The sequence below is a fragment of the Sphingomonas sp. BL-S-30 genome, assembly GCF_055521475.1.
Genome location: NZ_CM145481.1, coordinates 4,422,539 through 4,447,576, shown reverse-complemented (window position 1 = coordinate 4,447,576; position 25,038 = coordinate 4,422,539). Strand labels below are relative to the sequence as shown.

20 protein-coding genes are annotated in these 25,038 nt (G+C 67.9%); 12 read left to right on the top strand and 8 right to left on the bottom strand.

Translation table 11 applies throughout. The features are described 5' to 3' along the window. Positions 1-171: 171 nt before the first annotated feature. Positions 172-705, bottom strand: coding sequence for a YceD family protein (locus ACZ1I5_RS20745; protein ID WP_465171124.1), 534 nt, complete (start codon positions 703-705; stop codon positions 172-174). After that, positions 702-1,208, bottom strand: coding sequence for a ubiquinol-cytochrome C chaperone family protein (locus ACZ1I5_RS20740; protein WP_465171123.1), 507 nt, complete (start codon positions 1,206-1,208; stop codon positions 702-704). The genes ACZ1I5_RS20745 and ACZ1I5_RS20740 overlap by 4 nt, the downstream gene beginning before the upstream one ends. Positions 1,209-1,322: 114 nt before the next feature. Between ACZ1I5_RS20740 and ACZ1I5_RS20735 the strand changes: the two genes are divergently transcribed. Both ACZ1I5_RS20735 and ACZ1I5_RS20730 read left to right on the top strand, forming a co-directional pair. Next, entirely contained in the window at positions 1,323-1,814 is a 492-nt protein-coding gene (locus ACZ1I5_RS20735; protein WP_465171122.1) for an outer membrane protein assembly factor BamE, read from the top strand. 146 nt (positions 1,815-1,960) lie between these two features. Continuing rightward, complete coding sequence (locus ACZ1I5_RS20730) at positions 1,961-2,467, top strand: RcnB family protein (protein ID WP_465171121.1); 507 nt, start codon at positions 1,961-1,963, stop codon at positions 2,465-2,467. A gap of 72 nt (positions 2,468-2,539) precedes the next feature. On the opposite strand, the gene pbpC is transcribed toward ACZ1I5_RS20730, so the two are convergent. Continuing rightward, entirely contained in the window at positions 2,540-4,636 is a 2,097-nt protein-coding gene (gene pbpC / locus ACZ1I5_RS20725) for a penicillin-binding protein 1C (protein ID WP_465174016.1), read from the bottom strand. Between the two features lie 151 nt (positions 4,637-4,787). Further along, complete coding sequence (locus tag ACZ1I5_RS20720; RefSeq protein WP_465171120.1) at positions 4,788-10,586, bottom strand: alpha-2-macroglobulin family protein; 5,799 nt, start codon at positions 10,584-10,586, stop codon at positions 4,788-4,790. A gap of 197 nt (positions 10,587-10,783) precedes the next feature. Between ACZ1I5_RS20720 and ACZ1I5_RS20715 the strand changes: the two genes are divergently transcribed. The 3 genes from ACZ1I5_RS20715 to ACZ1I5_RS20705 all read left to right on the top strand — a co-directional run bounded on the left by ACZ1I5_RS20715 (position 10,784) and on the right by ACZ1I5_RS20705 (position 14,212). After that, a complete protein-coding gene (locus ACZ1I5_RS20715) occupies positions 10,784-11,698 on the top strand; it encodes a sulfite exporter TauE/SafE family protein (RefSeq protein WP_465171119.1) in 915 nt (304 codons plus the stop codon). Positions 11,699-11,733: 35 nt separating this feature from the next. Then, entirely contained in the window at positions 11,734-12,453 is a 720-nt protein-coding gene (locus ACZ1I5_RS20710) for a TIGR02186 family protein (protein WP_465174015.1), read from the top strand. Positions 12,454-12,538: 85 nt separating this feature from the next. Next, positions 12,539-14,212 (top strand): ATP-binding protein, encoded by a 1,674-nt coding sequence (locus tag ACZ1I5_RS20705; protein ID WP_465171118.1) that lies wholly within the window; start codon positions 12,539-12,541, stop codon positions 14,210-14,212. Between the two features lie 31 nt (positions 14,213-14,243). Here ACZ1I5_RS20705 and ACZ1I5_RS20700 read toward each other — a convergent pair whose 3' ends face one another. Then, positions 14,244-15,713: a peptidoglycan DD-metalloendopeptidase family protein gene (locus tag ACZ1I5_RS20700; RefSeq protein WP_465171117.1), complete on the bottom strand. Its 1,470-nt coding sequence runs from the start codon at positions 15,711-15,713 to the stop codon at positions 14,244-14,246. A 263-nt stretch (positions 15,714-15,976) separates the two neighbouring features. On the opposite strand from ACZ1I5_RS20700, the gene ACZ1I5_RS20695 reads away from it, so the two are divergent. From ACZ1I5_RS20695 to ACZ1I5_RS20670, 6 genes are all read left to right on the top strand, one after another. Beyond that, complete coding sequence (locus ACZ1I5_RS20695) at positions 15,977-18,478, top strand: helicase-related protein (protein WP_465171116.1); 2,502 nt, start codon at positions 15,977-15,979, stop codon at positions 18,476-18,478. Beyond that, positions 18,471-18,782 (top strand): RNA-binding S4 domain-containing protein, encoded by a 312-nt coding sequence (locus tag ACZ1I5_RS20690; protein WP_465171115.1) that lies wholly within the window; start codon positions 18,471-18,473, stop codon positions 18,780-18,782. Before ACZ1I5_RS20695 ends, ACZ1I5_RS20690 begins: the two co-directional genes overlap by 8 nt. 73 nt (positions 18,783-18,855) lie before the next feature. Next, positions 18,856-19,197: a ferredoxin FdxA gene (fdxA, locus tag ACZ1I5_RS20685; protein WP_465171114.1), complete on the top strand. Its 342-nt coding sequence runs from the start codon at positions 18,856-18,858 to the stop codon at positions 19,195-19,197. 229 nt (positions 19,198-19,426) lie between these two features. After that, positions 19,427-19,960, top strand: a complete 534-nt coding sequence (locus ACZ1I5_RS20680; protein WP_272624218.1) for a CarD family transcriptional regulator — start codon at positions 19,427-19,429, stop codon at positions 19,958-19,960. A gap of 111 nt (positions 19,961-20,071) precedes the next feature. Next, positions 20,072-20,824, top strand: a complete 753-nt coding sequence (locus tag ACZ1I5_RS20675) for a head GIN domain-containing protein (protein ID WP_465171113.1) — start codon at positions 20,072-20,074, stop codon at positions 20,822-20,824. Positions 20,825-20,876: 52 nt separating this feature from the next. After that, on the top strand, positions 20,877-21,587 hold the full coding sequence (locus tag ACZ1I5_RS20670) for a GIN domain-containing protein (protein ID WP_465171112.1): 711 nt from the start codon (positions 20,877-20,879) through the stop codon (positions 21,585-21,587). Here ACZ1I5_RS20670 and ACZ1I5_RS20665 read toward each other — a convergent pair. Continuing rightward, positions 21,584-21,988, bottom strand: coding sequence for a DUF1489 family protein (locus ACZ1I5_RS20665; protein WP_465171111.1), 405 nt, complete (start codon positions 21,986-21,988; stop codon positions 21,584-21,586). The genes ACZ1I5_RS20670 and ACZ1I5_RS20665 overlap by 4 nt on opposite strands. A 24-nt stretch (positions 21,989-22,012) precedes the next feature. Further along, positions 22,013-23,419 (bottom strand): magnesium transporter, encoded by a 1,407-nt coding sequence (mgtE, locus tag ACZ1I5_RS20660; protein ID WP_465171110.1) that lies wholly within the window; start codon positions 23,417-23,419, stop codon positions 22,013-22,015. A 163-nt stretch (positions 23,420-23,582) separates the two neighbouring features. Between mgtE and ACZ1I5_RS20655 the strand changes: the two genes are divergently transcribed. Further along, positions 23,583-24,038, top strand: a complete 456-nt coding sequence (locus ACZ1I5_RS20655; RefSeq protein ID WP_465171109.1) for a peptidylprolyl isomerase — start codon at positions 23,583-23,585, stop codon at positions 24,036-24,038. A 37-nt stretch (positions 24,039-24,075) separates the two neighbouring features. Here ACZ1I5_RS20655 and ACZ1I5_RS20650 read toward each other — a convergent pair whose 3' ends face one another. Then, entirely contained in the window at positions 24,076-24,966 is an 891-nt protein-coding gene (locus tag ACZ1I5_RS20650; RefSeq protein ID WP_465171108.1) for a LysR substrate-binding domain-containing protein, read from the bottom strand. Between the last annotated feature and the right edge of the window lie 72 nt (positions 24,967-25,038).

Sequence of the window (25,038 nt, the reverse complement as noted above, 5' to 3'; positions counted from 1 at the left end):
GGCTGGCGTCACATCTTCCCGTTCGCCCTGAGCTTGTCGAGCCGAAAGCGAGCGAAGCTCAACGGCTGTTCTTTCTTCCGAGCAAGCGAAGAGCAGGGCTTCGACAAGCTCAGCCCGAACGGGGGTGGTGGATCAATCCAGCTCGAAAACGCGCTGGAGGTTTCGGTTCGCTTACCGCTTTTCCAGCCTGGCCTTCAGATCGGCCAGCCCGGCAAGCGCGCCGAGCGGCTTTGCCTCTTCCTCGCTGATCACGCCGGCTTCCTTCAGTACCGCCGCCGCGTTCGGCCCGCGCGGAAAGGGGTCGAGCGCGAGCGCCATGGTCTCTGCCGCCGCTTCGCCCAAATCGATCGCGGCGCCATCGAAGCTCATCGTGTCGAGCGCATCCTCGCTGAGCTCGACCTCGTCGCTTTCAGGCTCGTTCCCGGCGACGAAGCGAAGCGCGACGGGTTCGTCGACCGAGACGGGAATCGGATCGTCGGTGACGACACAGGCCTGAACCACCGCGGCCACCACTTTTCCGTGCGCGACCACTCCGGCCGCATCGCGGCGGAGACGGAAAATGCCTTCCAGCCGGTCGATCGCCTTCAGCCCGAAGCGTGCCGCGAGCGCCGCCCGTTCCTCCGGCGTTGCGGACACCGAAACCTCGCGTTCGCCCTCGCCGATCGTGTCGATCCGTTCGGGCCGGGAGAATTCGGGCGCGGTCATGGCAGCTCGCCGGCGAGCAGGACGCCGGTCGGCGTCGCCGTCAGCGACTCGCGCAGCGCGAGCAGCGATTCGCGCGCATGAACCAGCGCCGTCGTTTCGGGCGCCGCGCCGCGATACAGGTTGCGGACAAGCGCGGCGTCCAGATCGGCCACGGTCGCCGCGTCGCGATAGGCACCGAGCCGGCCGCCGAGCATGCTCATCATCTTGCCGATATGCTTGCCGACGACGATGTCACCGATGCCGATCTCGCGCAGTTGCCCGTCCATGTCGTCGACGAAGCGCTCCGTCAGCTTCGCGCTGGGGCCGGCGGCGACAGGATCGCCCTCGAGCCGCAGCAGCACGAAGGAAAGGATGGTCGCGACCATGTCGAACCGGCCGTCGATCGAGTCGGGGACCCCGCCCTTTTCGTACCAATGGGGCAGGCGCGCGCGCGTGATGACCGCATTATAGAGCGGCAGCGCCTCGTCATCCCGGCTACCGAACAGCTTCGCGATCCATTGCACGTCTCAAGGTCTCCCGCGCGTGCCCTTGTTTGGCCGCGTTCATCCGCATATTGAGGCTGGCGGCGCATGATGCAATGCACTCGCGTTGCCGCGCCGGCGTGCCTGGAGAGTATGATGAGTGTGATTTCCGCCCGCTTGATGATGGGCGCCGCCCTGGGCCTCGCGACGATCGCCGCCGGTGGCTGCACGCCGCTGCGCATGCACCAGGGCTATGTGGTCGACGCCGACCTGGTCAATTCGGTGCAGCCGGGCGTCGACAATCGCCAGTCGGTGCTCCAGGTGCTGGGCAAGCCGAGCTTCGCCAGCCAGTTCAACCAGGGCGAATGGTATTATGTCTCCCGCGACACGCGCAATTTCGCGTACAACAACCCCAAGGTGACCAGCCAGACGACCCTGCGCGTCAGCTTCGACGCCAAGGGCAATGTGACCGCCGTGACCCGGACCGGCGCCGAGCAGATCGCAAAGATCAGCCCGTCGGGCGAAAAGACGCCGACGCTCGGCCGCAAGCGCAGCATCTTCGACGAGCTGTTCGGCAATATCGGCACCGTCGGCGCCGCCGGCATGGGCCCGGCGGGTGGCGACAATGGCGGCCGCGACACGCCGTAAACAGCCATTCCGGGCGGAACCCAACGCGCCTTCATCCTTTCTATCGCCTGACTGGGTGGTTCGCACCCCGTTCAGCGCGACCCGACCAGAAGGGTCGCGCGGCGGCACCCCTTTTCGGGTGTTTCCGGGAGAGAATGGAGAATATCATGCGTAAATTCATCATGCTGACGCTGATGGCGGCGACGGTGTTGCCGACGACCGCAATGGCGCAGTCGAACCGCGAAGTGCGCCAGGACCGGCGCGACCTTCGCCAGGAACAGCGCGAGCTGAACGATGCCCATCGTCGTGGCGACCGCGGCGACATTCGCGACCAGCGCCGCGACGTGCGCGAGGCCCGGCAGGAGCTGCGCGAGGACGTTCGCGACCGCAACCGCCGCTGGGGCCGCAACGACTGGAACAGCTATCGCAACCAGAATCGCGCGCTTTATTCGCGCGGCAACTGGCGCGCGCCGTTCGGATACAACGCGTTCCGCCCGGGCGTGCGCATCCGGTCCAGCTATTACGGCCCGCGCTATTTCATCAACGATCCGTGGCGCTATCGCCTCGCGCCGGTCGGCTACAACCAGCGCTGGGTGCGGCACTATAACGACGTGCTGCTGGTCGACACCCGCCGCGGCATCGTGATCGACGTGATCCGCAACTTTTACTGGTAAGATCCTCGTCACGCCCCGGGCGGCATCGCCGCCCGGATATGGCCGCGTCCGCCCTCGGGTGGGCGCGGCCTTTTATCTGATGGTGAAGAGTGTCTGGTCCACCACCCGGCCGCTGGCATCGATCAGGCGCAGCCGGTGCTGGCCGGGCGCGGCGAGGATCTGGGGCTGCGAATCGGCCGCGCCGAGATCGCGCCGGTCGAGCAGCAGGCGGTGCGCGGTGACGTCGCCCGAGACGCCGACCGCAAGGCGCTGGCGGTCGGGCGGAATGTCGGGGTCGATCGCATAGACGCTGCCCGCGACCGGATTGACGATGCGCGGGCGGCGCGCGGCCTGGGGCGCGGCGGCGATCTCGCTCTGCGCGGTGCCGGCCAGGAAATATTCGAGGCGCGGCTGTTCGACATGGTTGGCGAAGCGGATCGCGCGCTGCTCGATGCCGGCGGGGCGCGGCGGCGCGACCATCTTGCGATCGGCGTTCAGCGCCAGCATCAGATCGCGCCACACCGGCGCGGCGCCGCTGGTGCCCGAGACGGCGCGCATCGGATCGCCCTCCAGATTCCCGACCCAGACCGCGACGGTGTATTTGTCCGAAAAGCCGATGCACCAATTGTCGCGCATCGCCTTGGACGTACCTGTCTTCACCGCCGCCCAGAAAGGCAGGCGCAGCGCCGAATCGAGGCCGAAGGTCGCGGCGCGGGCATTGGGATCGGCCATCATGTCGGCGACGATCCAGGCGGCCTGGGGTGTGGTTACCTTGCGCGGCGCCTCCTGCGGTGCATCGGCGGTGAGGCGCAGCGGCGACCAGCGGCCGCCATTGGCGAGGCTGCGATAGGCATCGGCCTGTTCGAGCAGGGTGACCTCGGCTGAGCCGAGCGCGAGCGAGAAGCCGTAATATTGGCCATCCTCGGTCATGCCGCGATAGCCCGAATCCCACAGCCGGTCGCGGAACGGATCGACCCCGACGAGCAGCAGGGTGCGTACCGCGGGCACGTTGAGCGAGCCGGCCAGCGCCGAACGCGCCGAGACCTGGCCCTTGAAGCCGCGGTCGTAATTCTGGGGCACGTACAGGCCCGAGGCAGTGTCGAGCTGGACCGGCGAATCGTCGAGGATCGAGGCGGGGGTGAGATATCCCTTCTCGATCGCCTGGGCGTAGAGAAAGGGTTTCAGGGTCGAGCCGGCCTGGCGATAGGCGTTGGCGCCATCGACCGACGGCGCGGTCGAGGCACCGCCGATGCCGCCGACATAAGCGAGCACGTCGCCGCTGGCATTGTCGAGCACCACCACCGCGCCGTCGCGGGCGCGGGCGCCGCCAAGGCCCTGGAGCTGACGCTTCAGCGCGGTGATGGCAAATAGCTGGATGCGCCGGTCGAGTGTCGTCCTGATGCGCAGGCCGGGTTTCCTGAGCAGGCGATCGGCGAGATGCGGGGCGAGGCCGGGGTCGAGCGCGAGGCTGCGCGTCGGGCCGAGCATCGAGGCGGCCTCGCCGGCGAAGCGGGCGCAATCCTTTTCGTGCGACAGGGCGCAGGCGCGGCGCCCGACCCGGGTCGAATCGGCCTGGGGGTCGGGGAGAAGCGCGGCGAGCAGCAGCGCATCGTCTCGGGCGAGCGCGTCGGGCGTCTTGCCGAACAGGCCGAGCGCCGCCGCGCCGATGCCCTGCGCCTCGCCGCGGAAACCGGCGAGGTTGAGATATGCTTCGAGGATCTGGTCCTTGGTCCAGCTGCCTTCCAGCGCCCAGGCGGCGCGCATCTGGCGGATCTTGTCCCACCAGCGGCGCGAGCCGGGCGCGGCGAGACCGGGCGCGAGATAGCCGGCGAGCTGCATGGTGATGGTGCTGGCGCCGCGGGCGCGCTCACCCTGGGCCCTGTCGCGCGCGACACCCGCCAGCGCGAGCAGATCGACGCCGCCATGGCCGAAGAAGCGACGGTCCTCGGCGTTCATCAGCGTTTCGCGGGTGACGGCGGAGACCTTGTCGAGCGGCGTCCAGCCGAGCCGGCGCGCGGCGAAATCGACCCGCGCGCTGTCGATGAGGTTGCCGTCGCGGTCATAGAGCCAGGCTTCGGAGGGGTGCCATGCCGTGCGGACCTGAACATAGCCGGGAAGCGGCGGGGGCAGGGTGGCATAATCGATCGCCGCATAGATCAGGGCGACCAGGCCGATCCCGGCGAAGGTCATGCCTGCCTTGGTGCGCAACGCCGCCCACCACCGCTCGGGCTGAATCCGACGCAGCCTCGCCCGTCCCATCTCAACCCGGTCGAGAAGGTAAGAACGGCCCTTCGACAAGCTCAGGGCGAACGGTATTGGGCGTCGTGGCTCTTCCATCCGGTCACCGCTGCGCCACCGTCATCGGCGCATTGGGCAGCTGGGCGCGGATCGCGGGCGAGTACATTGCCTCGACGCGCGACGGCGGTAGGTTGAACTGGCCCGCGCCGTTGAGGCGGACCAGATAGCTGACCGTCAGCTTGCCCCTGGGCAGCCAGGAGAAGAAGGCGCGCCACGACTCATTGCCGCGCTCGACATAAGCGAGCTGGGCGCCGACCTCGACGTTCCACAGCTTGCCCTCGCCATCGAGCGCGACGAAGTCGACGCCGCCGCCATTGCTGCCCTGGTCGGCAAGGATCTTCGACTGGCCGCCGAGATCGCCGATGATCGTGCCGCCCGCGGGAATCGGATCGTCGATCACCACCCAGTTACGCTCGGCGGTCGCCTCGACCGTGATCGTCACCTTCACGACATCGCCGCGGGTCAGCACGCCCCTGGTGCGCGCCTGCACCACATCGACCTTGCGCGCCATGCGATAGCCCGCGTTGAGCGGCTTGGTCAGCGGCACCGCGGCCGAGACCGAGACGCTCGCCCATGGCCCCGCACCGCCCGATTGCGAGAGGCGGAGCGGCGTCTGCGTTGCGGGCAGCGGGAAGCTCGCCCGGCGCAGGTCGACCGTGAGCGGCCAGGCTTTCGAGACGGTGCGGCTGCCCAGTATGAGCGAGGTCGTGCCGGTGATCGCCTCGGCCGGGTAGAGCGTCGCGAATTTGCGCGCGGCGACGGTGCCCCAGGCATTGGCGGTGGTCGTGTCCCAATGGCCGCGGATCTGGCGCAGCGACACGCCGACCATCATCTTCGGCGCATCGTCCTGCCAGCCGGGCCGGCCGAGCGTGGCGAGCAGCGCCTTGATCGAGGCCTCGTCGCTCGACGACATCAGCCACCAGGCCGAGCTCGACGCATCGGTCAGATCGAGCCTTGTGCCCTCATAGGCGATGCGCGAGCGGATCACGCCTTCCGCAGCCGCCTTCAGCGCGGTGCCGTTGGCGAGGCCGGGGATCTTGTCGAGCGCCATCAGATAATCCGCGACGCTGGCGGTCGGCATCTCTTTCGGCGTGATGCTGATCTGGCCGAGCATCGCCGGCGTCGCCGCGCCGGCCCGGGCCAGCGCGGTGAAGGCAGCGACCTTTTCCAGGCGGACATCGCCATAGGTCTCGTGCCGCAGCCGGCCGTCGAGCACTGCCTTCAGCCCCTCGATCATGCGCGTGCGCGATGCCTCGGGGATGGGCAGGCCGGCATCCGCCGTCAGCGACAGGACATAGGCGGTGAGGATCTCCGATCCTTCCAGCGAGTCCGACGGCCAGAAGCGCAGCAGCCCGTCCGGCGCCTGATAGGTCGGGATCGCGCCGGCCAGCGCGGTCCAGCCCGCCGAATCGCCCAAAGCGACGATGCGCGACAGGCGCTGTTCGAAACAATCATAGGGATAGGCCGACATGAAGGCGCGCACCCCCGCGAGCGGCGGGGCGAGCGTGTCGTCCAGCTTGATGTCGACCAAACCGCGACCCGGCAGCGCGCCGGCGGGCGGGGCGATGGGGATCATCGTATCAGTCCCGACCCGGGCGAGCGTCGCCGCCCAGACTTCGACCGGCACCGCGGGTACGACGTCCTGGTTGACGGTGAGCTGGTCGGCCGCCTTGCCATTCTCCGCCCTGGCGCTGACGTGCCAGCGGAGATTGGCGACATTGCCCGGCGCGGTGAGGTTCCAGGCAACCGGCGTCGCGCCGCCCGCCGGGATGATGACGGTCAGCGGTTTGCCCTGCGCGACGCGTGGGGTGACGTCGATCGTGGCGGTGACCTTCATCGGCTTGCCCGAGCCGTTCCGCAGCGTGAAGCCCGCCGCGAAATAATCGCCGGTGCGCACCAAAGGCGGCAGGCCGGCGAAGATCGACAGGTCCTGCGCGGTCCTGACGCTCGCCATGCCGGTGCCGAAGAGTTGCGCGCCGTCGGTCGCGATCGCGACCAGCTTGAACGAGGACAGCGCGTCGCTCATCACCACCGGAATCCGGGCATGGCCGTTGGCATCGAGCGCGACGCGGCCCTTCCACAAGAGCACCGGCTGGAAATTCTCGCGGTTGAGACCCGACATGTCGTTGCCGCCGCCGCCGCCCGCCTCGACCGCCTTGCGGCCGTAATGGCGCTTGCCGACGACCTGCATCTGCGCGGTCGACGTGAGCACCGAGAGCGAGCGTTCGCCCATCATCGCGGTCAGCACGTCCCAGCTTTCATTGGGCGCGAGCTGGAGGATCGCCTCGTCGACCGCGGCGAAGGCGACATCGGCGGTGGCCGCCGGCTTGCCGTCGGGAGTCTTCACCTGCACATCGACCTGCGCGGTGTCGCGCGCGGCATATTTCTCCCTGTCGGCCTTGACCGCGACCTGGAGCTGATGCGCTTCCCAGCCGACCTTCACCTTGGCCATGCCGAGGCGGTAGGCGGGCTTGGCGAGATCGACCAGCGCGGTCGGCTCGGGCGCGGCGGGCGGGCCGCTGGCGAGGCCGAGGCTCTGCGCGATGCCGTGGACCCAGCTCCAGAAGCCGCCCTCGACGCGCCCGCGCACCGCCATGACCGAGACGAACACGTCGGGCGCATAGCTACCCGGCATCTTCACTTCGACCACCGGGTCAGTGCCCGACAAGGTCGTCACATAGGAGGACAGCACGCCCTCCCGCTCGACCGTAACGAGCGCCGTCGCCTCGCGGAACGGCATGCGCACCTGGAAGCGCGCGGTCTCGCCGGCCTTGTAGCTGGTCTGTTCGGGCACGACGTCCATGCGGTCGCCATTGTCGCCGCCGAACCACCAGTCATCGTCGCCGGCAAGCCAGACCGAACGGGTGGCGCGCGCCACATTGCCGTTGGCGTCGGTCGTCGTCGCGACGGCATAGACCTCGCCCGAGACGCCGGGATCGGCCTTGCACTGGGCCAGCCCCTGCGCGTCGGTCGTCGCGGTGCAGGTGCCCGCGAGCTTCTCGGTCTTCATCTGGTTATCGTACGCGTAGAAGCCGCCGATCAGCCGGCGCCGCGCGGTCAGGATCTTGCGGCTGTAGAGCGCGACCGAGATCTTCTGGTTGGCGATCGGCTTGCCCGAGGTGTCGAGCGCGACGAAGCGCAGGCGCAGATCGTCCTGCTTCATCAGCCAGCCATCGGTCTTGATGCCGATCTGCACCGCCGAGGGGAAGATCGGGATGCGGCGCGACGCAGTCAGCACTTCGCCGTTCGCATCCTGATAATCCATCTCGACCAGCATGTCGGTCGCGCCGTCGAGGCCCTGCGGCACCTCGATCACCGATTTGGTCGTGCCGTCGCCGCCAAGCGTGGCGGGCAAGGTCTGAGTCGGCGGGAGCGGCGTCTGCTCCTCCTCGCCGTCGCCGTCGAGCGGCTTGGTCCCTTCCTGCACGGCGTTGCCGCCGAAGCTATAGCCCTCATAGCCCTCGGGCGTGGCGCTTCGCCCGAAATAGCCGACGCGCAGGTCGACCGGCAGGTTGGAGGCCCCACCCCCCGAGAGATAACCGACGAACAGGTCGAGCGGCAGCGTCTTTGGTCTGACCGCGGCGTCCTTCGGCCCGCTGACCGTCGCGCGCATGGTCGGCAATTTGTAGACGTCGACCTTGAACGACTGCGACGTGTAGATCGTCTTGTCGCCGACGATCACCTGCAGGTCGTAATCGCCCATTGGCGCGCCCTGCGGCGCGGTCCAGCTCGATTCGCCGATGCCGTTGGCGTCGATCTTGAGCGGCAGGTCGAACTGCGTGTCCGATCCGCGATGCGACAGACGCAGCGTCCCGTCGAGCGCCGGCGCCATGCCGAAGCCCGCGCCGATCGAGGTGCGCAGGATATGCTTCATGTTGATCGTCTCGCCCTGGCGGACCAGCGCGCGATCGAACACGGTGTGGAGGATGTCGCCCTTGGCCTGATACCCGTAAGGCAGGTCGAAATCATAGGGCCGGATGCCCTCGCCCCAGGCGGTGAGGGTGAAGCTGAAATCATCGCCTTCGCGCGCCGACACCATCAGCGGATGCGAACTGCCATTCTCGCAGCTGCCATAGGTTTCCGGCTCGGGCAGGCCCTGCGGCACGAACACGCCGCCGCTGGCATCGGTGGTGCCGCGCGCGAACAGTTCGCCGGTGCAGCTGTCGGTGATGCGCACCGCGGCGCCCGCGACCGGCTTGCCGGTGTCGAGATGCGTCACCCAGGCAAGGCTTCGTTCTCGGCCCCATTTGAAATGCACCGCCATGTTGGTGACGAGCGCGGCGGAGGCGACATAGCGCGGCGCCTTGCGGCCGAGCAGGGCCTGGCCCAGCACCGGGCTGGCGAGCTCGACCACATAGAAGCCGGGCTTGCCGAGCGGAATGCCGACGACCTCGAAATCCTTGCCCTTGCCGGGCAGGCCGACCTGGAGCGGCGCCCCGCCGGCATCGGCGAGAATCGATTTCGAGCCGGTATCGTTGATCGTGATCGATTCCTTGCCCCGCTTCTCCTGATGGCTCTCGTAATCGTCGGCATCCGCGACGGTGCGCAGCCATTCGGCGACCTTGCCGTCGGAGCCGTCGACGCGCAGCGACGTGCCGGCGATCGCGGTGCTGAGCCCCCGGAGCGAGGGCTCCACATTGCGGACCGTGACGGGCAGCACGCCCTGTTCCTTCGCCTCGAGAATGCCGAAGGGCGCAGCGAACTTCACCAACGGCGGCGCCTCGTCGAAACGGACCTCGAGCGGGAAGCGCTCGGCATTGGCCAATATCCGGCCGCTCTCGTCCTTGACCCCAGCGGGCAGCGTCAGCTTCGCGACGGTCGCCGGCGGCAGCGGTGCCGAGAAAGTGATGTCGCTGATCGTCGCCTTCTTCTTTTCGTCCTTGTCGAACACCGGCGCGATCGCCTTGCCATCGGCTGTGGTGATGCGGATCTGCTCGGCGAGGCTCATCGCGATCGGCGCGGTGAAGCGGACATGCGCTGCCTCGACCGGGCTGCACCCGGCCTGGGCATTGACGCGCGAACATTCGAAGCGTGCGGTGAAGGGTTTGCGCACGGTATAGTCGAAACGCTGCTCGGCGCCGGCGAGCTTGCCGCCCGCGCCGGCGATGTTCGCGCCCCAGACCAGCGCCATGTCGCGCCCCGGCGGCAGCGGACGGCGGCACTTCAGCGCGGTGACGCTCGCATAGGCCCTTTGCCTGTCGGCGGCGTTGGCCGGCACCGCCGCGGGCAGGCCGGCGCTTTCCAGGAAGCTGCGGACATTCCAATTGTCCGTGCCCATCTCGCCGAGCAGCTTGCCGGGCAGGTCTGCCGCGAGCACGTCGACCGGAATCTTCTCGCCGATGCCGTCGACCGCGCAATAGGCATTGGCGCCGACCGAGGAGACGGTGGCGGGCATATTGGCGGCGATCAGGAACACCTGATCCTCCTCGATCTCCCCGCCATATTGTCCGGGCAGCACGGCGCGCGCGACCGGACCGCCGGCATCGACCTTGAATTCCTGCTGGCCGGTCACGGCATAGCCGGAGACGCTTTTCAGCCCGCTCTTCACCGCGAAACTGCAGCTCGTGCCGCCGGGCAGGCCGCTGCTGAAGTCATAGACATAGGTCTGCGGATCGACCCAGCGCCCCTCGCCCTCCACGGCGCAGGTGACGCCGAATGGCGACGGCGCGCGGGGATCGCCGAGCGGCACCATCGGCTGGCTGAAACGCGCGGTGAAGGACCGGATCGCGCCGCCATCGCCGACACCGGGCGTCGCCATCACGACCTGGGGGCTGTTGTCGCCAAGTGCGGTGACAGGCGCGAGCGCGAGACCGAGGAGTGCCAGACGCAGTGCGAGCTTCATCGAACTCTCCCGAAAGCGGCTTGCACGCTAAGGCCCGATCCCACTTCAAGTCCAGCCGGAACTAGCGGTCTTCTGAGGGCAATATCCGGACAATTCTGCCGCCGATTGCCGGTGACGCCGCTCGATTCGCCGCGCCGGCCGATATTCTCCGCGTCGCGCTTTCCGCGGCGCCCCGAACAGGATATCCGCCTTGGGCAATGGACATCTATCTGCCCATCGCCAACCTCTCGGTGAACGCGCTCGTCATCGTCCTGCTCGGCGGGGGCGTCGGGCTGCTGTCGGGCATGTTCGGGGTCGGCGGCGGATTCCTGACGACGCCGCTGCTGATCGTCTATGGCATCCCGCCCACGGTCGCCGCCGCCTCGGCCGCGAGCCAGGTGACGGGCGCCAGCGTGTCGGGCGTGTTCGCGCATTTCCGGCGCGGCGGGGTCGACACCAAGATGGGCGGCGTGCTGGTCGCGGGCGGCCTGGTCGGGTCGCTGTTCGGCGGCTGGCTGTTCAAGCTGCTCCAGGCGAGCGGCCAGATCGATACGGTGATCGCGATCGTCTATGTGCTGATGCTCGGCTCGATCGGCGGGCTGATGGCGCAGGAGAGCTGGACCGCGATTCGCGCCAGCCGCACGGGGGCGCCGCCGCGCCCGCGCAAACGCCGGCACCATCCGCTGGTCGCGGCGCTGCCGCTCAGGACGCGCTTCTACCGGTCCGGTCTTTATATTTCGCCGCTTGCCCCGCTGCTGCTCGGCTTCTTCGTCGGCATCCTGACCATATTGCTGGGTATCGGCGGCGGTTTCATCCTGGTGCCCGCGATGCTGTATCTGCTCGGCATGACCACGCAGGTCGTGGTCGGTACCTCGCTGTTCCAGACCCTGTTCGTCACCGCGATGGCGACGATGGTCCATGCCACCACGACCAAGGCCGTCGATATCGTGCTGGCCGCGCTGCTGCTGCTCGGATCGGTTGCCGGGGCGCAGGTCGGCGCGCGCTTCGCGACCAAGGTGAAGCCGGAATATCTCCGCCTCGCGCTGGCGATCATCGTGCTGCTCGTCGCCTTCCGCATCGGCCTCGGCCTGGGCTGGCGGCCGGACGAGATCTATTCGGTCGAGCTGTCGTGAAGCGGTTGCTCCTCCTGCTGCTCGTGCCGCTGCTGATGGGCCAATCCAAGCCAGTGCTGGTACCCGACGTCTCGCAGCGCGACATCGAGATCGCCTATAGCTTCACCGGTGCCGAACTGCTGCTGTTCGGGGCGATCCTCTATCCCGGCGGGCGGCTGCCGGACGACGACAAGCCGACCGACATCGTCGTGGTGGTGAAGGGGCCGGTCCAGTCGATCCTGGTGCGCGAGAAGGAGAAGGTGGCCGGCATCTGGGTCAATGCGGCCCGGCTGCGCTATCGCTCCGCGCCGAGCTTCTACGCCATTGCTTCGTCGCGGCCGGTTGCCCAACTGGTCGATCAGCGGACTCAGGCGATCTACGAGCTTGGCCTGAACAGCCTGCAGCTTTCCCCGGCAAGCAGCGCGCCGGCCGACGAGCAGGACCGGTTCGCGCGCGGCCTGGTCGACCTGAAGCGCCGGTCCGGCCTGTATTTCGAGGCGCCGGGCGCGGTCGAGATCACCGACGGGGTGCTGTACCGCGCCCGCGTGACCATCCCGGCACGCGTGCCGGTCGGGCGCTTCACCGCGGAAACCTTCCTGATCCGCGACGGCCGCGTATTGGCGGCGGCGACCCGCGACATCGACATCCGCAAATCGGGGTTCGAGCGCTTCGTCGCCCGCTCGGCCGATCGCTGGTCCTTCACCTACGGCCTGACGGCCGTGGCCCTGTCGATCCTGTTCGGCTGGACCGCCGGATGGGTCGCCCGGCGCTTCTAGGAGCTCGGCGGCACCCCGCCGGCACACGCAATATTTACCAGTCTTCGGCATAGCTCGGATGAACGACACCGGGGGAAACCGAGGAATGACCGAGATACTGGGCAGCCATGCTTTCGAGAATGCCGCGCCCGCCGGTACCGGTGTCGCGCTGCCCGAAGCAGCGGGTGACGCCATCGGGTTCGTGTTCGAGATATCCGGATCGAGCAGTCAGGTGATGCTGGATGCGCGCGCGCTGGAAAACGCGTCGCGGCATAGCGACCCCGTTGCGGCAAGCGCCGGCCAGGTCGGCAGCCAGATCAAGATGCGGGTCGGCACCGCCTGGCTGATCGCCAATATTCGCTCGCTGAAGCTGGCCGATGGCGCGGGCGACCGCATCGCCGCGCAGGTCGATTTCCTGGGCGAGGGCGATGAGGAAAGGCTGACCGGCAAGCTGTACAAGTTCCGTCGCGGCGTGACGCGCTATCCCACCCCGGGCTGCCGTATCTTTCCGGTGACCACCGCCGACCTGAAGCAGATCTACGCCGCGGATGACCGCGCCAATATCGAGATCGGCACGGTCTATCCGACCAGCGACATCCGCGCCGCGCTGTATGTCGATGCGATGCTGGGCAAGCATTTCGCGCTGCTGGGATCGACCGGTACGGGCAAATCGACCAGCGCTGCGCTGATCCTCCACCGGATCTGCGATCTCGCGCCGCAGGGCCATATCGTGATGGTCGACCCGCACGGCGAATATAGCGCGGCGTTCAAGGACAATGGCGCGCTGTTCGACGTGTCCAACCTGCAGATGCCCTATTGGCTGATGAATTTCGAGGAGCATTGCGAGGTGTTCGTCACCTCGAGCGGCTCCGAGCATCAGATCGACGCGGACATTCTCGCCAAATGCCTGTTGATGGCCCGCGCCAAGGGCCGGCTGGGCCAGGAAATCACCAAGCTGACGGTCGACGCGCCGGTACCGTATCTGCTGAGCGACCTGACCAATCTGATCCAGCTCGAAATGGGCAAGATGGACCGTGCCGGCGACACCGCGCCCTATCTGCGGCTGAAGACCAAGATCGACGAGATCAAGGCCGATCCGCGCTACAGCTTCATGTTCTCCGGCATGCTCGTCGCCGATACCATGGCAGGCTTCATCGAACGCATCTTCCGCCTGCCCGGCGGGGGCAAACCGATCTCGATCATCGACGTGTCGGGCGTACCGTCGGAGATCACGTCCGTCGTGGTCGCGGTGCTGAGCCGCATGGTGTTCGACTATGCGATCTGGTCACGCGGCGAGGCGCAACGCCCGATCCTGCTCGTGTGCGAGGAAGCGCATCGCTACATCCCGAACGAGCGCAACGCCGACAGCTCCTCGGTCGGCCGCATCCTGAGCCGGATCGCCAAGGAAGGCCGCAAATATGGCGTGTCGCTGGGCCTGATCACCCAGCGTCCGTCGGACCTTGCCGAAGGCGTGCTGTCGCAGCTCGGCACGATCATCTCGATGCGCCTGAACAATGATCGCGACCAGGCATTCGTCCGGGCGGCCATGCCGGAGGGCGCGCGCGGTTTTCTCGATTCGATCCCGGCACTGCGCAACCGCGAATGCATCATCTGCGGCGAAGGCGTCGCCATCCCGATCCGCGTGTCGTTCGACGGGCTGGAAGAGAGCAAGCGCCCGGCCTCCGAGGACCCGCTCTTCTCCGAGCTCTGGCGCGAAGTCGGCAACGAAGACCTGATCATCGGCCGAACCTTGAAGCGCTGGCGCTCACAGGGGCGCTGACATTCTCCCCCTCCCTGACAAGGGAGGGGTATCAGCGGGCGCCGGGCTTTACCGCCATCAGGCTGGCATAGCGCGCCTTGAACGCGCGCAGCGCGTCGCCCGAGAGCTGCGCGATACTGGTGAAGGACATGGAGCGCGGATTGACCGCGATGCCGTTCTTCCAGACCTCCCAATGGAGGTGCGGGCCAGTCGACAGGCCGGTCGAGCCGATATAGCCGATGACCTGCCCCGCGGCGACGCGGGTGCCGGAGCGGACCGCGATCCGGCTCATATGGCCATATCCGGTGCCGATGCCGCCGCCATGCGCCAGCTTCACGAAATTGCCGTACCCCGCATTGCGCCCGGCAAAGGCGACGATACCGGCCATTGCCGCATGGATCGGCGCGCCATAGGGGGCGCCGATATCAAGCCCCTTGTGCATGCGGGTGAAGCCGAGCAGCGGATGGCGGCGCAGGCCGAAGGTCGAGGTGACATGGCCCGCGACGGGCATGCCCATGGTGCCGCGCCGCTCATACTGGCCCGACGCCTCATACCATTGGCCGTCATTCCATTTGATCAGCCGCGTCTTCTTGCGGGCCTGGTCGAGCCCGGCGAACATCAGGCCACCGATCTGGACTTCGCCGGTCGCCGCGCGGGCCTGTTCGACGATGATGTCGAACGTGTCGCCGGCGCCGACGTCGCGGCCGACCGAGAGGCGCGTCGCCATCGCCTTGATATAGGCCTCGACGATCTTGGCGGGCACGCCGGCGGCGCGCGCCGAACGATAGAGGCTGCGCCCGGCCAGCCCCTGGAAACGGGCCGGGGTGTGATCGATCACGATCGGGTGGCGCGTCAGGACAAGCGCGCCGTTCACGCGCGACACGCTGAGATTGAGATCGAAGCGCGCGCGGAAGGACAGGAGCTCGAGCGGGCGGGCGACGGTGCGGTTCGGGCGGCGCCCGAGCGTCATGTCGATCGGCGTGCCGGGCTTGAGCTCGGCGGTGCCGACCGCGCCCGAGACGAGCTGCGCGGTGGTCGACGCTTCGCCTTCGGACACGCCGGCGCGCCGCAGCACGCGCGTGAAACTGTCGCCGGTGCCGAACAGGGTCGTGACGTCGATGATCGGGCGTTCGGGCGTTTCGGACAGCGGCGCGACCAGATCGTTCGCGGCCATGTGCCGCCCGGTATCGGCGCCCCAGGCGAGCGGCGCGATCGATTGGGCGCGCGCCTCGTCCCAGTCGGCGCCGTCGAGCGCGGGCGGCGCGATACCCGGAATCGTCCTGTCGAAGCCGGGCGCGAACATCCAGGTGGCGGCGCAGAGCGCGGCACAGGTCGCGGCGCCGCGCCACCAGTCGAGCGAGCCGATCCGCGATCCGAGATCGGGCGTCCAGTCGATCCGGCCGATCGCGTCGCGCAGGCGATCGATCGTCCGTGGTTCCGCCACGGGGACGATCGCCCGGCCGAACGACAGGGTTGCGGTGCCCCCCGTCAGATCCGAGCCATGATCACTGCGCAAGAACAAAGGCTGTCCGCCCCCAAGGTCGCGGCGCCGACTGAAATGACTGAACCCCCCGGCGCGAGGCCGCATGACTGTGGCGGCATTGTCCTAAAGTCAAATTAAGGAACGTTTCCAGGCAGGGCGGGCGCGGCGAAACGTGGCGGCCCTGCGACGATTCGCCATAGGGGTCGCGCATCCCGAATCCATCAAGCATTCGATATGGTTAGGGCAGTTTTCGATTGTCGCAGGTTGCGCCGGCGCGATCGGCACGCGATGTTGGTTTCACGATGAGGCGTGACACCGACATTCCGGTCACCGCGGTGCTGGGCCCGACCAATACCGGCAAGACCCATTTGGCGGTCGAGCGGCTGTGCGGCCATTCGAGCGGCATGATCGGCTTTCCGCTGCGGCTGCTCGCCCGCGAGGTCTATGACCGGGTGGTCAAGATCAAGGGCGCCAACCAGGTCGCGCTGATCACCGGCGAGGAGAAGATCGTCCCGAAGGACGCGCGCTGGTTCCTCTGCACCGTCGAGAGCATGCCGGTCGACCGGGACCTGGCCTTTGTCGGGATCGACGAGGCGCAACTGGGCGCCGACCCCGAGCGCGGGCATGTCTTCACGGACCGTATCCTTCGCGCGCGCGGCCGCGAGGAGACGATGATCCTTGGTTCCGAGGCGTTGCGGCCGATGCTCAAGGCGCTGGTGCCGGGGATCGAGATCCTCAACCGGCCGCGTTTCTCGACCTTGAGTTATGCCGGCGCGCGCAAGATCTCGCGCCTGCCCAAGCGCTCCGCGATCGTCGCCTTCTCGGCCGAGGAAGTCTACGCCGTCGCCGAGATGCTGCGCCGGCTGCGCGGCGGCGCCGCCGTGGTGATGGGCGCGCTTTCCCCGCGCACGCGCAATGCCCAGGTCGCGATGTTCCAGGCGGGCGAGGTCGATTATCTCGTCGCGACCGACGCGATCGGCATGGGGCTGAACATGGACGTGTCGCATGTCGCCTTTGCCAGCCTCGACAAGTTCGACGGGCATCGCCAGCGCCGGCTGACCGTGGCCGAGATGGCGCAGATCGCCGGGCGCGCCGGGCGGCACCAGCGCGACGGGACCTTCGGCGCGCTGGTCGATGAAGGGCCGGGCGCGTTCACGCCCGAAGAAGTGCTGGCGATCGAGGAGCACCGCTTCCCGCGGCTCGACTTCCTCTACTGGCGCGACGGCGCCCCCGACATGGCAAGCGTGGATGCGCTGATCGCCAGCCTGGAAGCGCGTCCGGCAGAGCGCGTGCTGCGCGCGGCGCCGCAGGCGACCGACCTCGCGGTGCTCAAACGCCTGGCCGAAGAGGCGTGGGTGCGCGACCGGGTGCGCTCGCCGGCGATGGTCAAAAGGCTCTGGGCGGCGGCGGGCCTGCCCGATTTCCGCAAGCTTGGCGTCGATCCGCATGCCCGTTTCGCCGGGCGCGTGTTCGGGCATCTCAGCGAAGGCAGCGGCCATATCCCGCACATCTGGTTCGCCGAGGAGATCGCGCGGCTCGACAATGTCGCGGGCGATGTCGAGACTCTGGCCGGGCGGATCGCGGCGGCGCGGAGCTGGGCCTATATCGCGAACCGGCCCGACTGGCTGGCCGACCCGGCGCACTGGGCGGCGCGGGCGGCGGCGGTCGAGGAGCGGCTGTCGGACGCGCTGCATCTCAGCCTGACTCAGCGTTTCGTGGACAAGCGCACGACGATGCTGCTGCGCCAGATCGGTGCCGACAAGGGGGCCCTGCCGGTGACGATCGGGCCCGAGGGCGAAGTGATGGTCGAGGAGCATGCGATCGGGCGGCTCGACGGCTTCCGCTTCACCGTCGCCGCCGACGCGCGGCATGGCGACAAAAGGCTGTTGCTGGCGGCGGCCGAACGCCGGCTGGGCGATGAGCGGGCGCGGCGAGGGGAGAAGCTGGCGGCAGCCGAGGATGCGGCGCTGGCGATCGACGACAGCGCGCGACCGGCGATCCTGTGGGAGGGGCTGCATGTCGCCGAACTGAGCCCCGGCCCTTCGCTGGCACGGCCGCGTCTCAAGCTGGATCGCGCGCTCGACTGTCTTGAACGGGGCTTGCAGGCGCGGGTACGGGCACGGCTGGAGGCGTGGCTGGCCGGCCAGATCGCGCGGCGCCTGCCGGGGCTGGTCGCGCTCGACGACACGCAGCGCGATCCGGCCGCCGCGCCGCCGCTCCGCGCGGTCGCGGCGGCGCTGGTCGGGGCGGGCGGGATCGTCGCGCGCGGCGGGATCGATGCCGCGGTCGACGCGCTCGACGCGGGCGCCCGCAAAAGGCTGCGCACGATCGGGGTGACGATCGGCGCGCTGGACCTGTTCGATCCGCGATTGCTGAAGCCCGGGCCGGCGCGGTGGCGGCGCATGTTGATCGCGGCGCAGGCCGGAGGCGCGCCGGATTCGGCGCCGCCCGAGGGTGCCAGCGTGCTGGCGCGTGGCGCACAGGGCGCGACGCTCGCCCATGGCTATCGCCCGCTCGGCAACCAGGCAGTGCGGGTCGATCTGGCCGAGCGGATCGCGCGGGCAGCGCATGACGCGCGCGCGGGGCGCAAGCCGTTCGCGCCTGACCCGGCGCTCGCCACCTCGATCGGCGTGACGCCCGAGACGCTGGCGCGACTGATGGCGGCGCTCGGTTTCCGCACCGCGCCGGCGCAGGAAGGCGCGCCGCGCTGGGTGTGGCGCGGGCTGACCAGGGCAAAGGTGGCGCCGCCGCCGCGCGACAATGCCTTCGCCGCGCTCGCGGGCCTTCGGTCCACGCATGGCTAGCGGCGCGGCGGAAGGCGCGACGATGCGGCTCGACCGGTTCCTTTGGTTCGTGCGCCTCGCCAAGACCCGCAGCGCCGCCCAGAAGATCGCCGGCGAAGGCCGTTTGCGGCTCGACGGCCGGGCAATCGACCGCGCTCATGCCAGTGTGCGCGTCGGCAGCGTGATCGCTTTTGTCCAGGGCGCGCGGGTGCGCGCGATCAGGGTCGAGGCACTGCCGTCACGGCGTGGGCCAGCGCCCGAGGCGCAGGCCTGCTATACCGACCTGGTCATTGAGAACGTCTCGCATCAGGCGTCCGAAGATTGACGAGGGCGGCGACCGGGCATAGCAGACGGGTCGTTTCGTCGGACCCTTGGCGTTCCGAACTGGGGAGTATGCAATGACCTACGTCGTCACCGATGCCTGCATCAAGTGCAAGTACATGGACTGCGTCGAGGTCTGTCCGGTCGATTGCTTCTACGAAGGCGAGAACATGCTGGTGATCAATCCCAGCGAGTGCATCGATTGCGGCGTGTGCGAGCCCGAATGCCCGGCCGAGGCGATCCTGCCCGACACCGAGAGCGGTCTCGAGAAATGGCTGGAGCTGAACAACACTTTCTCGTCGCAATGGCCCAACGTCACGCGCAAGAATGATCAGACCCCGGCGGATGCCGACGAACACAAGGGCGAAGACGGCAAGTACGACAAATACTTCTCGCCGGAGCCCGGCTCGGGCGACTGATTGCCGGCATTTTTAGTCGTTTCCGTACGATTTTTCGCGGGGGTTGCCCGCAATGGGCGTGCTGCGTCTGGTAATTTTATTACGACTCTGCTACATGAGGTAGGACGGAGGCGCGGATTCGCGTCATCCGGCTGGAGACGTTTAAATCAACACCCCCTTATCGCGCGCACGCAGCCCCGCTGCCGCCGCGCACCCTCAGGGGAACCAGTCCACGGAAAGGCTCAACGGAATGGCTGCCAAGGCGCTGTCCTTCGACGTCGGCGATTATGTCGTTTACCCCAAGCACGGCGTTGGCCGTGTCATCGAGCTGCAACGGCAGGAAATCGCCGGCATGCAACTCGAACTCTATGTCCTTCGCTTCGAAAAGGAGCGCATGACGCTCCGCGTACCGACCAACAAGGCTGAAAGCGTCGGCATGCGCAAGCTGTCGTCGGACAAGACGCTTCGCGAAGCGCTCGATACCCTGACCGGCAAGCCGCGCGTCAAGCGGACCATGTGGTCGCGCCGTGCCCAGGAATATGAAGCGAAGATCAATTCGGGCGACCTGGTGTCGATCGCCGAAGTGGTCCGCGACCTGTTCCGCGCGGACGACCAGCCCGAGCAGAGCTATTCGGAGCGCCAGATCTTCGAAGCGGCGACCAGCCGCCTCGCGCGCGAACTCGCCGCGATGGAGCAGGTCGACGAGCCGACCGCGCAGGAAAAGATCCTGGAGATCCTCCGCAAGGCGGCGGCGATCCACAACAAGGACAAGACCCCCGCCTGATCGCGGGAGTCCGAACTCCACACGGAAGGGGCGGCCGGCAACGGCCGCCCCTTTTCATTTGCATGGCCTGCCACGGTGTGTTATTAAACCAATACACACAAGGAGAATTCCATGCGCTTCGTTGCCCTGATCCTGGCCCTGCCGCTGGCGGCAGTCCCGCTCACGGCCTGCTCTTTCTCGTCGAGCGGCGAAGAGTCGAAACCCGGGATCGCCGGGTCGGGCAGCGGCGCCACGCGCAGCTATTCGGTGGCCGATTTCACCGGCGTCGAGCTGCGCGGCTCGGACGATGTCGATGTCCGTGTCGGCACCGGCTTCTCGGTGCGCGCGGAAGGGCCCTCGGAGCAGCTCGACAAGCTCAAGATCGAGAAGGTCGGCGATACGCTGCGGGTCGGGCGGATCGACGGCAACAATTTCAGCTGGGGCAGCGGCGACCACAAGGGCGTGAAGATCTTCGTCACGATGCCGCGTATCGCCGAGGCAAGCATCACCGGTTCCGGCGACATGGCGGTCGACCGGGTCGAGGGCCAGCGCTTCGACGGGTCGAGCGCGGGATCGGGCACGCTCGATGTCGCCGCGATCAATGTCGAGACCGGCAAATTCTCGATCGCTGGATCGGGCGACATCAGCCTGAAGGGCAGCGCCAAGAAGCTGACCATCGACATCGCCGGATCGGGCGGCGTCGATGCGCCCGGCCTGACCGCCCAGGGCGCCGAAGTGTCGATCGCCGGCTCGGGCAACGTGCGCGCCGCGGTGAAGGGTGGTGCCACGGTGTCGATGATGGGATCGGGCGATGTCGATCTCGGCCCGGACGCCAAATGCGCAACCTCGAAGATGGGGTCGGGCGAGGTGAAGTGCGGCGGCTGAACCGCGGATCGCCGCTCTTGCCTGAAAGCGCGATTGGGGCGATGCCGGACGAATGATCCGGTTCCTGCTCGCGCCCCTGCTGCTGTCCCTGCCGGTTACCGCCGGTGCCGCCGAACGGACCTATGCGGTCGGCAGCTTCGACCGGATCCGTATCGACGGACCGTTCCAGGTCCAGCTCCTGACCGGCAAGTCGCCCGGCGCGCGGGCCTCGGGTGACGCGCGCGCGATCGAGGGGCTCGATATCAGGGTCGAGGGGACCACGCTGATCGTCCGCGCCGGCATCAATGGCTGGGGCGAGCAACCCGTCGCCGGCAGCAAGGGCGCGCCGGCGATCACCGTGTCGACCCTGGCGATCCGCAGCGGGATCGTGGTGGGCGGCGGGCGGCTGAGCGTCACCGGCCTGGTCCGGGGCCAGCGCATCGATCTGTCGGTGACCGGCAGCGGCGCGATCGACGCCGGCGCGATCGAGGCCGATCAGTTCAACGCGACGATGCTCGGATCGGGCAGCATGAAGCTGGGCGGGCGCGCCGCGAGGGTTCAGCTGACCGCCAACGGATCGGGCGGGATCGACGCGACGGCGCTGAACGCTGGAGACCTGGTCCTGCTGCTCGACGGCCCGGGCGAGATGCGGGCGACCGCGCGCTTTACCGCGAAGGTGACCACGACCGGCCTCGGTGCCGCCACCGTCTATGGCAAGCCAGCCTGCACCGTGAAGGCAGTCGCCGGCGGGCCTGTAAGCTGCGGCAAGCTGCCGGCGCCTTAAATCAGCCCCAGCCCGGCGAGCTTGCCCATCAGCGCCGCCGGCATCTGATCGCCCACCACCATGTCGCCGTCGAGATCGGCCGGCGCGTCTGCGTCTTCGAGATAGCGCCAGCCCTGATGGGCGCGCTTGGGCCGGGCCTGAGTCAGGATCAGTTTCGAGTCGATATGGATGGCGACGCGTCCTCCCTCCGCCTCGCCGAAACGAAGGATCGGCGAGCGCGCGATGAGCTGGTGCTTGACGATCCAGAACAGCGAGCCCTGTCCCGCAATCTCCTCGTGCCGCTTGGGCAGATAGCGTGTGGTGAGGAATACCGGCCCGGCCTCGGCGCGCAGCAGCAGCCGTTCGGCGAGATGGTCGACGCCAGTAGCGGCAAACGCGACCTTGGTAAGATGCAGCGGCATTTCAGCGATTTGGGTAGTCGTGGGTCAGCCGCCAAGACCCCATAGGGTGGCAAGGCCGAGGAACGAGAAGAATCCCATCACGTCCGTCATCATCGTCACGAACACCGCCGAGGATACCGCCGGATCGACCCCGGCGCGCTCCAGCCCGACCGGGACCAGTACGCCCGACAGCCCGGCGATCAGGTTGTTGATCACCATCGCCATGGCGATGACGATGGCGAGATCGCTATTGCCGAAGATGACATAGGTGCCGAGCCCGATCAGCACGCCGAGCATCGAGCCATTGGCGGCGGCGATGGTGAATTCGCGCATGATCATGCGCCGCGTGTTGGAACTGGTGAGCTGGTTGGTGGCGAGCGCGCGCACGACCACCGCCAGCGTCTGGGTGCCGGCATTGCCGCCCATGCCCGAGACGATCGGCATCAGCACGGCGAGCAGGGCGAATCGTCCGATCTCGCCCTGGAACAGCCCGACCACCGAGGCCGCGAGCATCGCCGTGCCGAGATTGACGATCAGCCAGGTGATTCGCGTGCGTACGGTCAGCTGGATCGGCTCGTTGATGTCGCCATCGCCCGCGCCAGACAGGCGCAGCACGTCTTCGCCGGCTTCCTGCTGAATGATGTGGACCACGTCATCCACCGTGATCATGCCGACCAGCCGGCCACTGGCATCGACCACGGCGGCCGAGATCAGCGCATATTTCTGGAACCGCAGCGCGACTTCTTCCTGGTCCATGTCGACCGGGATCAGCGTCTGCTCGCGCTTCATCACGTCGCCGATCGAGACGGTGCGCGGCGTGCGGAGAATCCAGGAGAGCTGGCAGGTGCCGACCGGCTTGTGCGCCGGGTCGACCACGAAGATCTCCCAGAAATCGGTCGTCAGCTCCTCATGGCCGCGCAGATAGTCGATCGCGTCGCCCACGCTCCAATGCTCGGGCACCGCGATCAGCTCGCGCTGCATCAGGCGGCCGGCGGATTCCTCGGGATAGGAGAGCGCTTCCTCGATCGCGGCGCGGTCATCCGGGTCGAGCGCGCGAAGCACGGCGCGCTGGTCGTCCTCCTCCATGTCCTCGATGATCGCGACGGCGTCGTCGGTATCGAGCTCGGAGGCGATGTCGGCGACCTGGTGCGGCTCGAGCGCGTCGATCAGGTCCTCGCGGACATAATCATTCATCTCGGCGAACACGTCGGCGTCGAGCAGGTCGGTGATCGCCTTGGCGAGATCGGCGCGCTCTTCGTGCGGCGTCAGCTCGAACAGATCGGCGATGTCGGCGGGATGCAGCGGCTCGACCAGTGCGCGCGCCGCCTCGGGATCGCCCGCATCGACCGCGTCGAGCACGGCCCTGACGAATTCCGGCTTCAGCCGGTCATCCTCGTCGAGCTGGCCGGTCTCGGTGTCCGACTCGGGCTGGGTCAGTTCGGTCTCGCTCATCCTGACCTCCCAAAGCCGTCGCGATGCCCGCCTCTACCCTCGCCGGGCGGCAAAGCCAAATCAACAAGACAGCGTCGGCGGGCCGCGCCTCGAATTCACGCCGCCATTGCGGATATCGAAGACCGCCCCTAGGTGCGGGGACCCATTTCTTCAGGAGCCCGACATGGCCGATTCCCCCGAAACCCTGACGCTGACGCTGGACGGCGGCGACGTGACGATCAAGCTGCGCCCCGATTTGGCGCCCCAGCATGTCGCGCGCATCGTCGAGCTGGCCAATGACGGCTTTTACGACGGCGTCGTCTTCCACCGTGTGATCCCGGGCTTCATGGCCCAGGGCGGCGACCCCACCGGCACCGGCATGTCCGGATCCGACAAGCCCAACCTGCCGGCCGAGTTCTCGCGCGAGCCCCATGTCCGCGGCGTGTGCTCGATGGCGCGCTCGCAGAGCCCGAACAGTGCCAACAGCCAGTTCTTCATCTGCTTCGACGACGCGCGCTTCCTCGACGGCCAATATACCGTGTGGGGCGAAGTGACGTCGGGCATGGAGCATGTCGATGCGCTGCCCAAGGGCGAGCCGCCGCGCGAGCCGGGCAAGATCGTCACGGCACGCGCCGCGTAATCTTCTAAAGCCCCTCCCCTCCCGGGAGGGGCTTTTCTCACACGCCCGGATCGCCGATCGTTTCGATCAGCCAGTCGTGGAACAGGCGCACCGGGCGCTGCGCGAGGGCGCGGGGCCGGCAGGCGAACCAGTAGCTGTACGGGCTCTCCACCTCGATATCGAACAGCTTGACCAGCCGGTCGTCATGCGCGTCCTCGAAATGGCTTTCGTGCATGAAAGCGATGCCGAGTCCCTGCGCTGCCGCTTCGAGCATCAGCGCGCCCGAATCGAAATGGTCGATCGCCAGCGGTTCGAGATCGTCAAGCCCCGCGGCGCGGCGCCAGGCGGTGAAGGTGTCGGGCATGTCGCGGTGGACCAGCGCGGTGAGCCCGGCCAGCTGTTTCGGCCGGGTGATGGGATCGGCCCGCTCGACCAGGTCGCGCGCGCCGATGACATAGACCGAATTGCGATCCAGCCGCTTGCCGTAAAGTGCCGGGTCGATCTCCCGCGCCAGGGCGATCACCGCGTCGAGCCCGTCGCCCAGCCTGGCAAGGCCATGCGCCGCCGTATCAATGTCGAGATGGAGCTCGGGATGCTTGGCGCGCAATTCGGCGAGCCGGGGGAACAGCCGCTGCGACGCGAACAGCGGCAGGATGCCGAGCCGCAGGCGCAGCACATCGGTACCGCTGGTCATCACCTCGACCGCGTCGGACAGGCTGTCGAGCGCCGGCGCGATCTGCGCCAGCAGGCGTTCGCCATCGGCATTGAGCACGACCGCCTGATGCCGGCGATCGAACAAGGGCTTGCCGATGAAGCGCTCGAGCGCCTGGATCCGGCGGCTGAGCGCGGGCGGGGACAGAGCGAGTTCCTGCGATGCGGCCTTGATCGAGCCGAGGCGCGCAACCTGCACGAACGCCTCGATCGCGGTCAGCGGCGGCAATCTGCGCATGATAAAAACGCTCCCTTTACGGCCGCATTGTGCGCCGCGTCATATACCCTGCGTTCCAAATCTACCATCGTC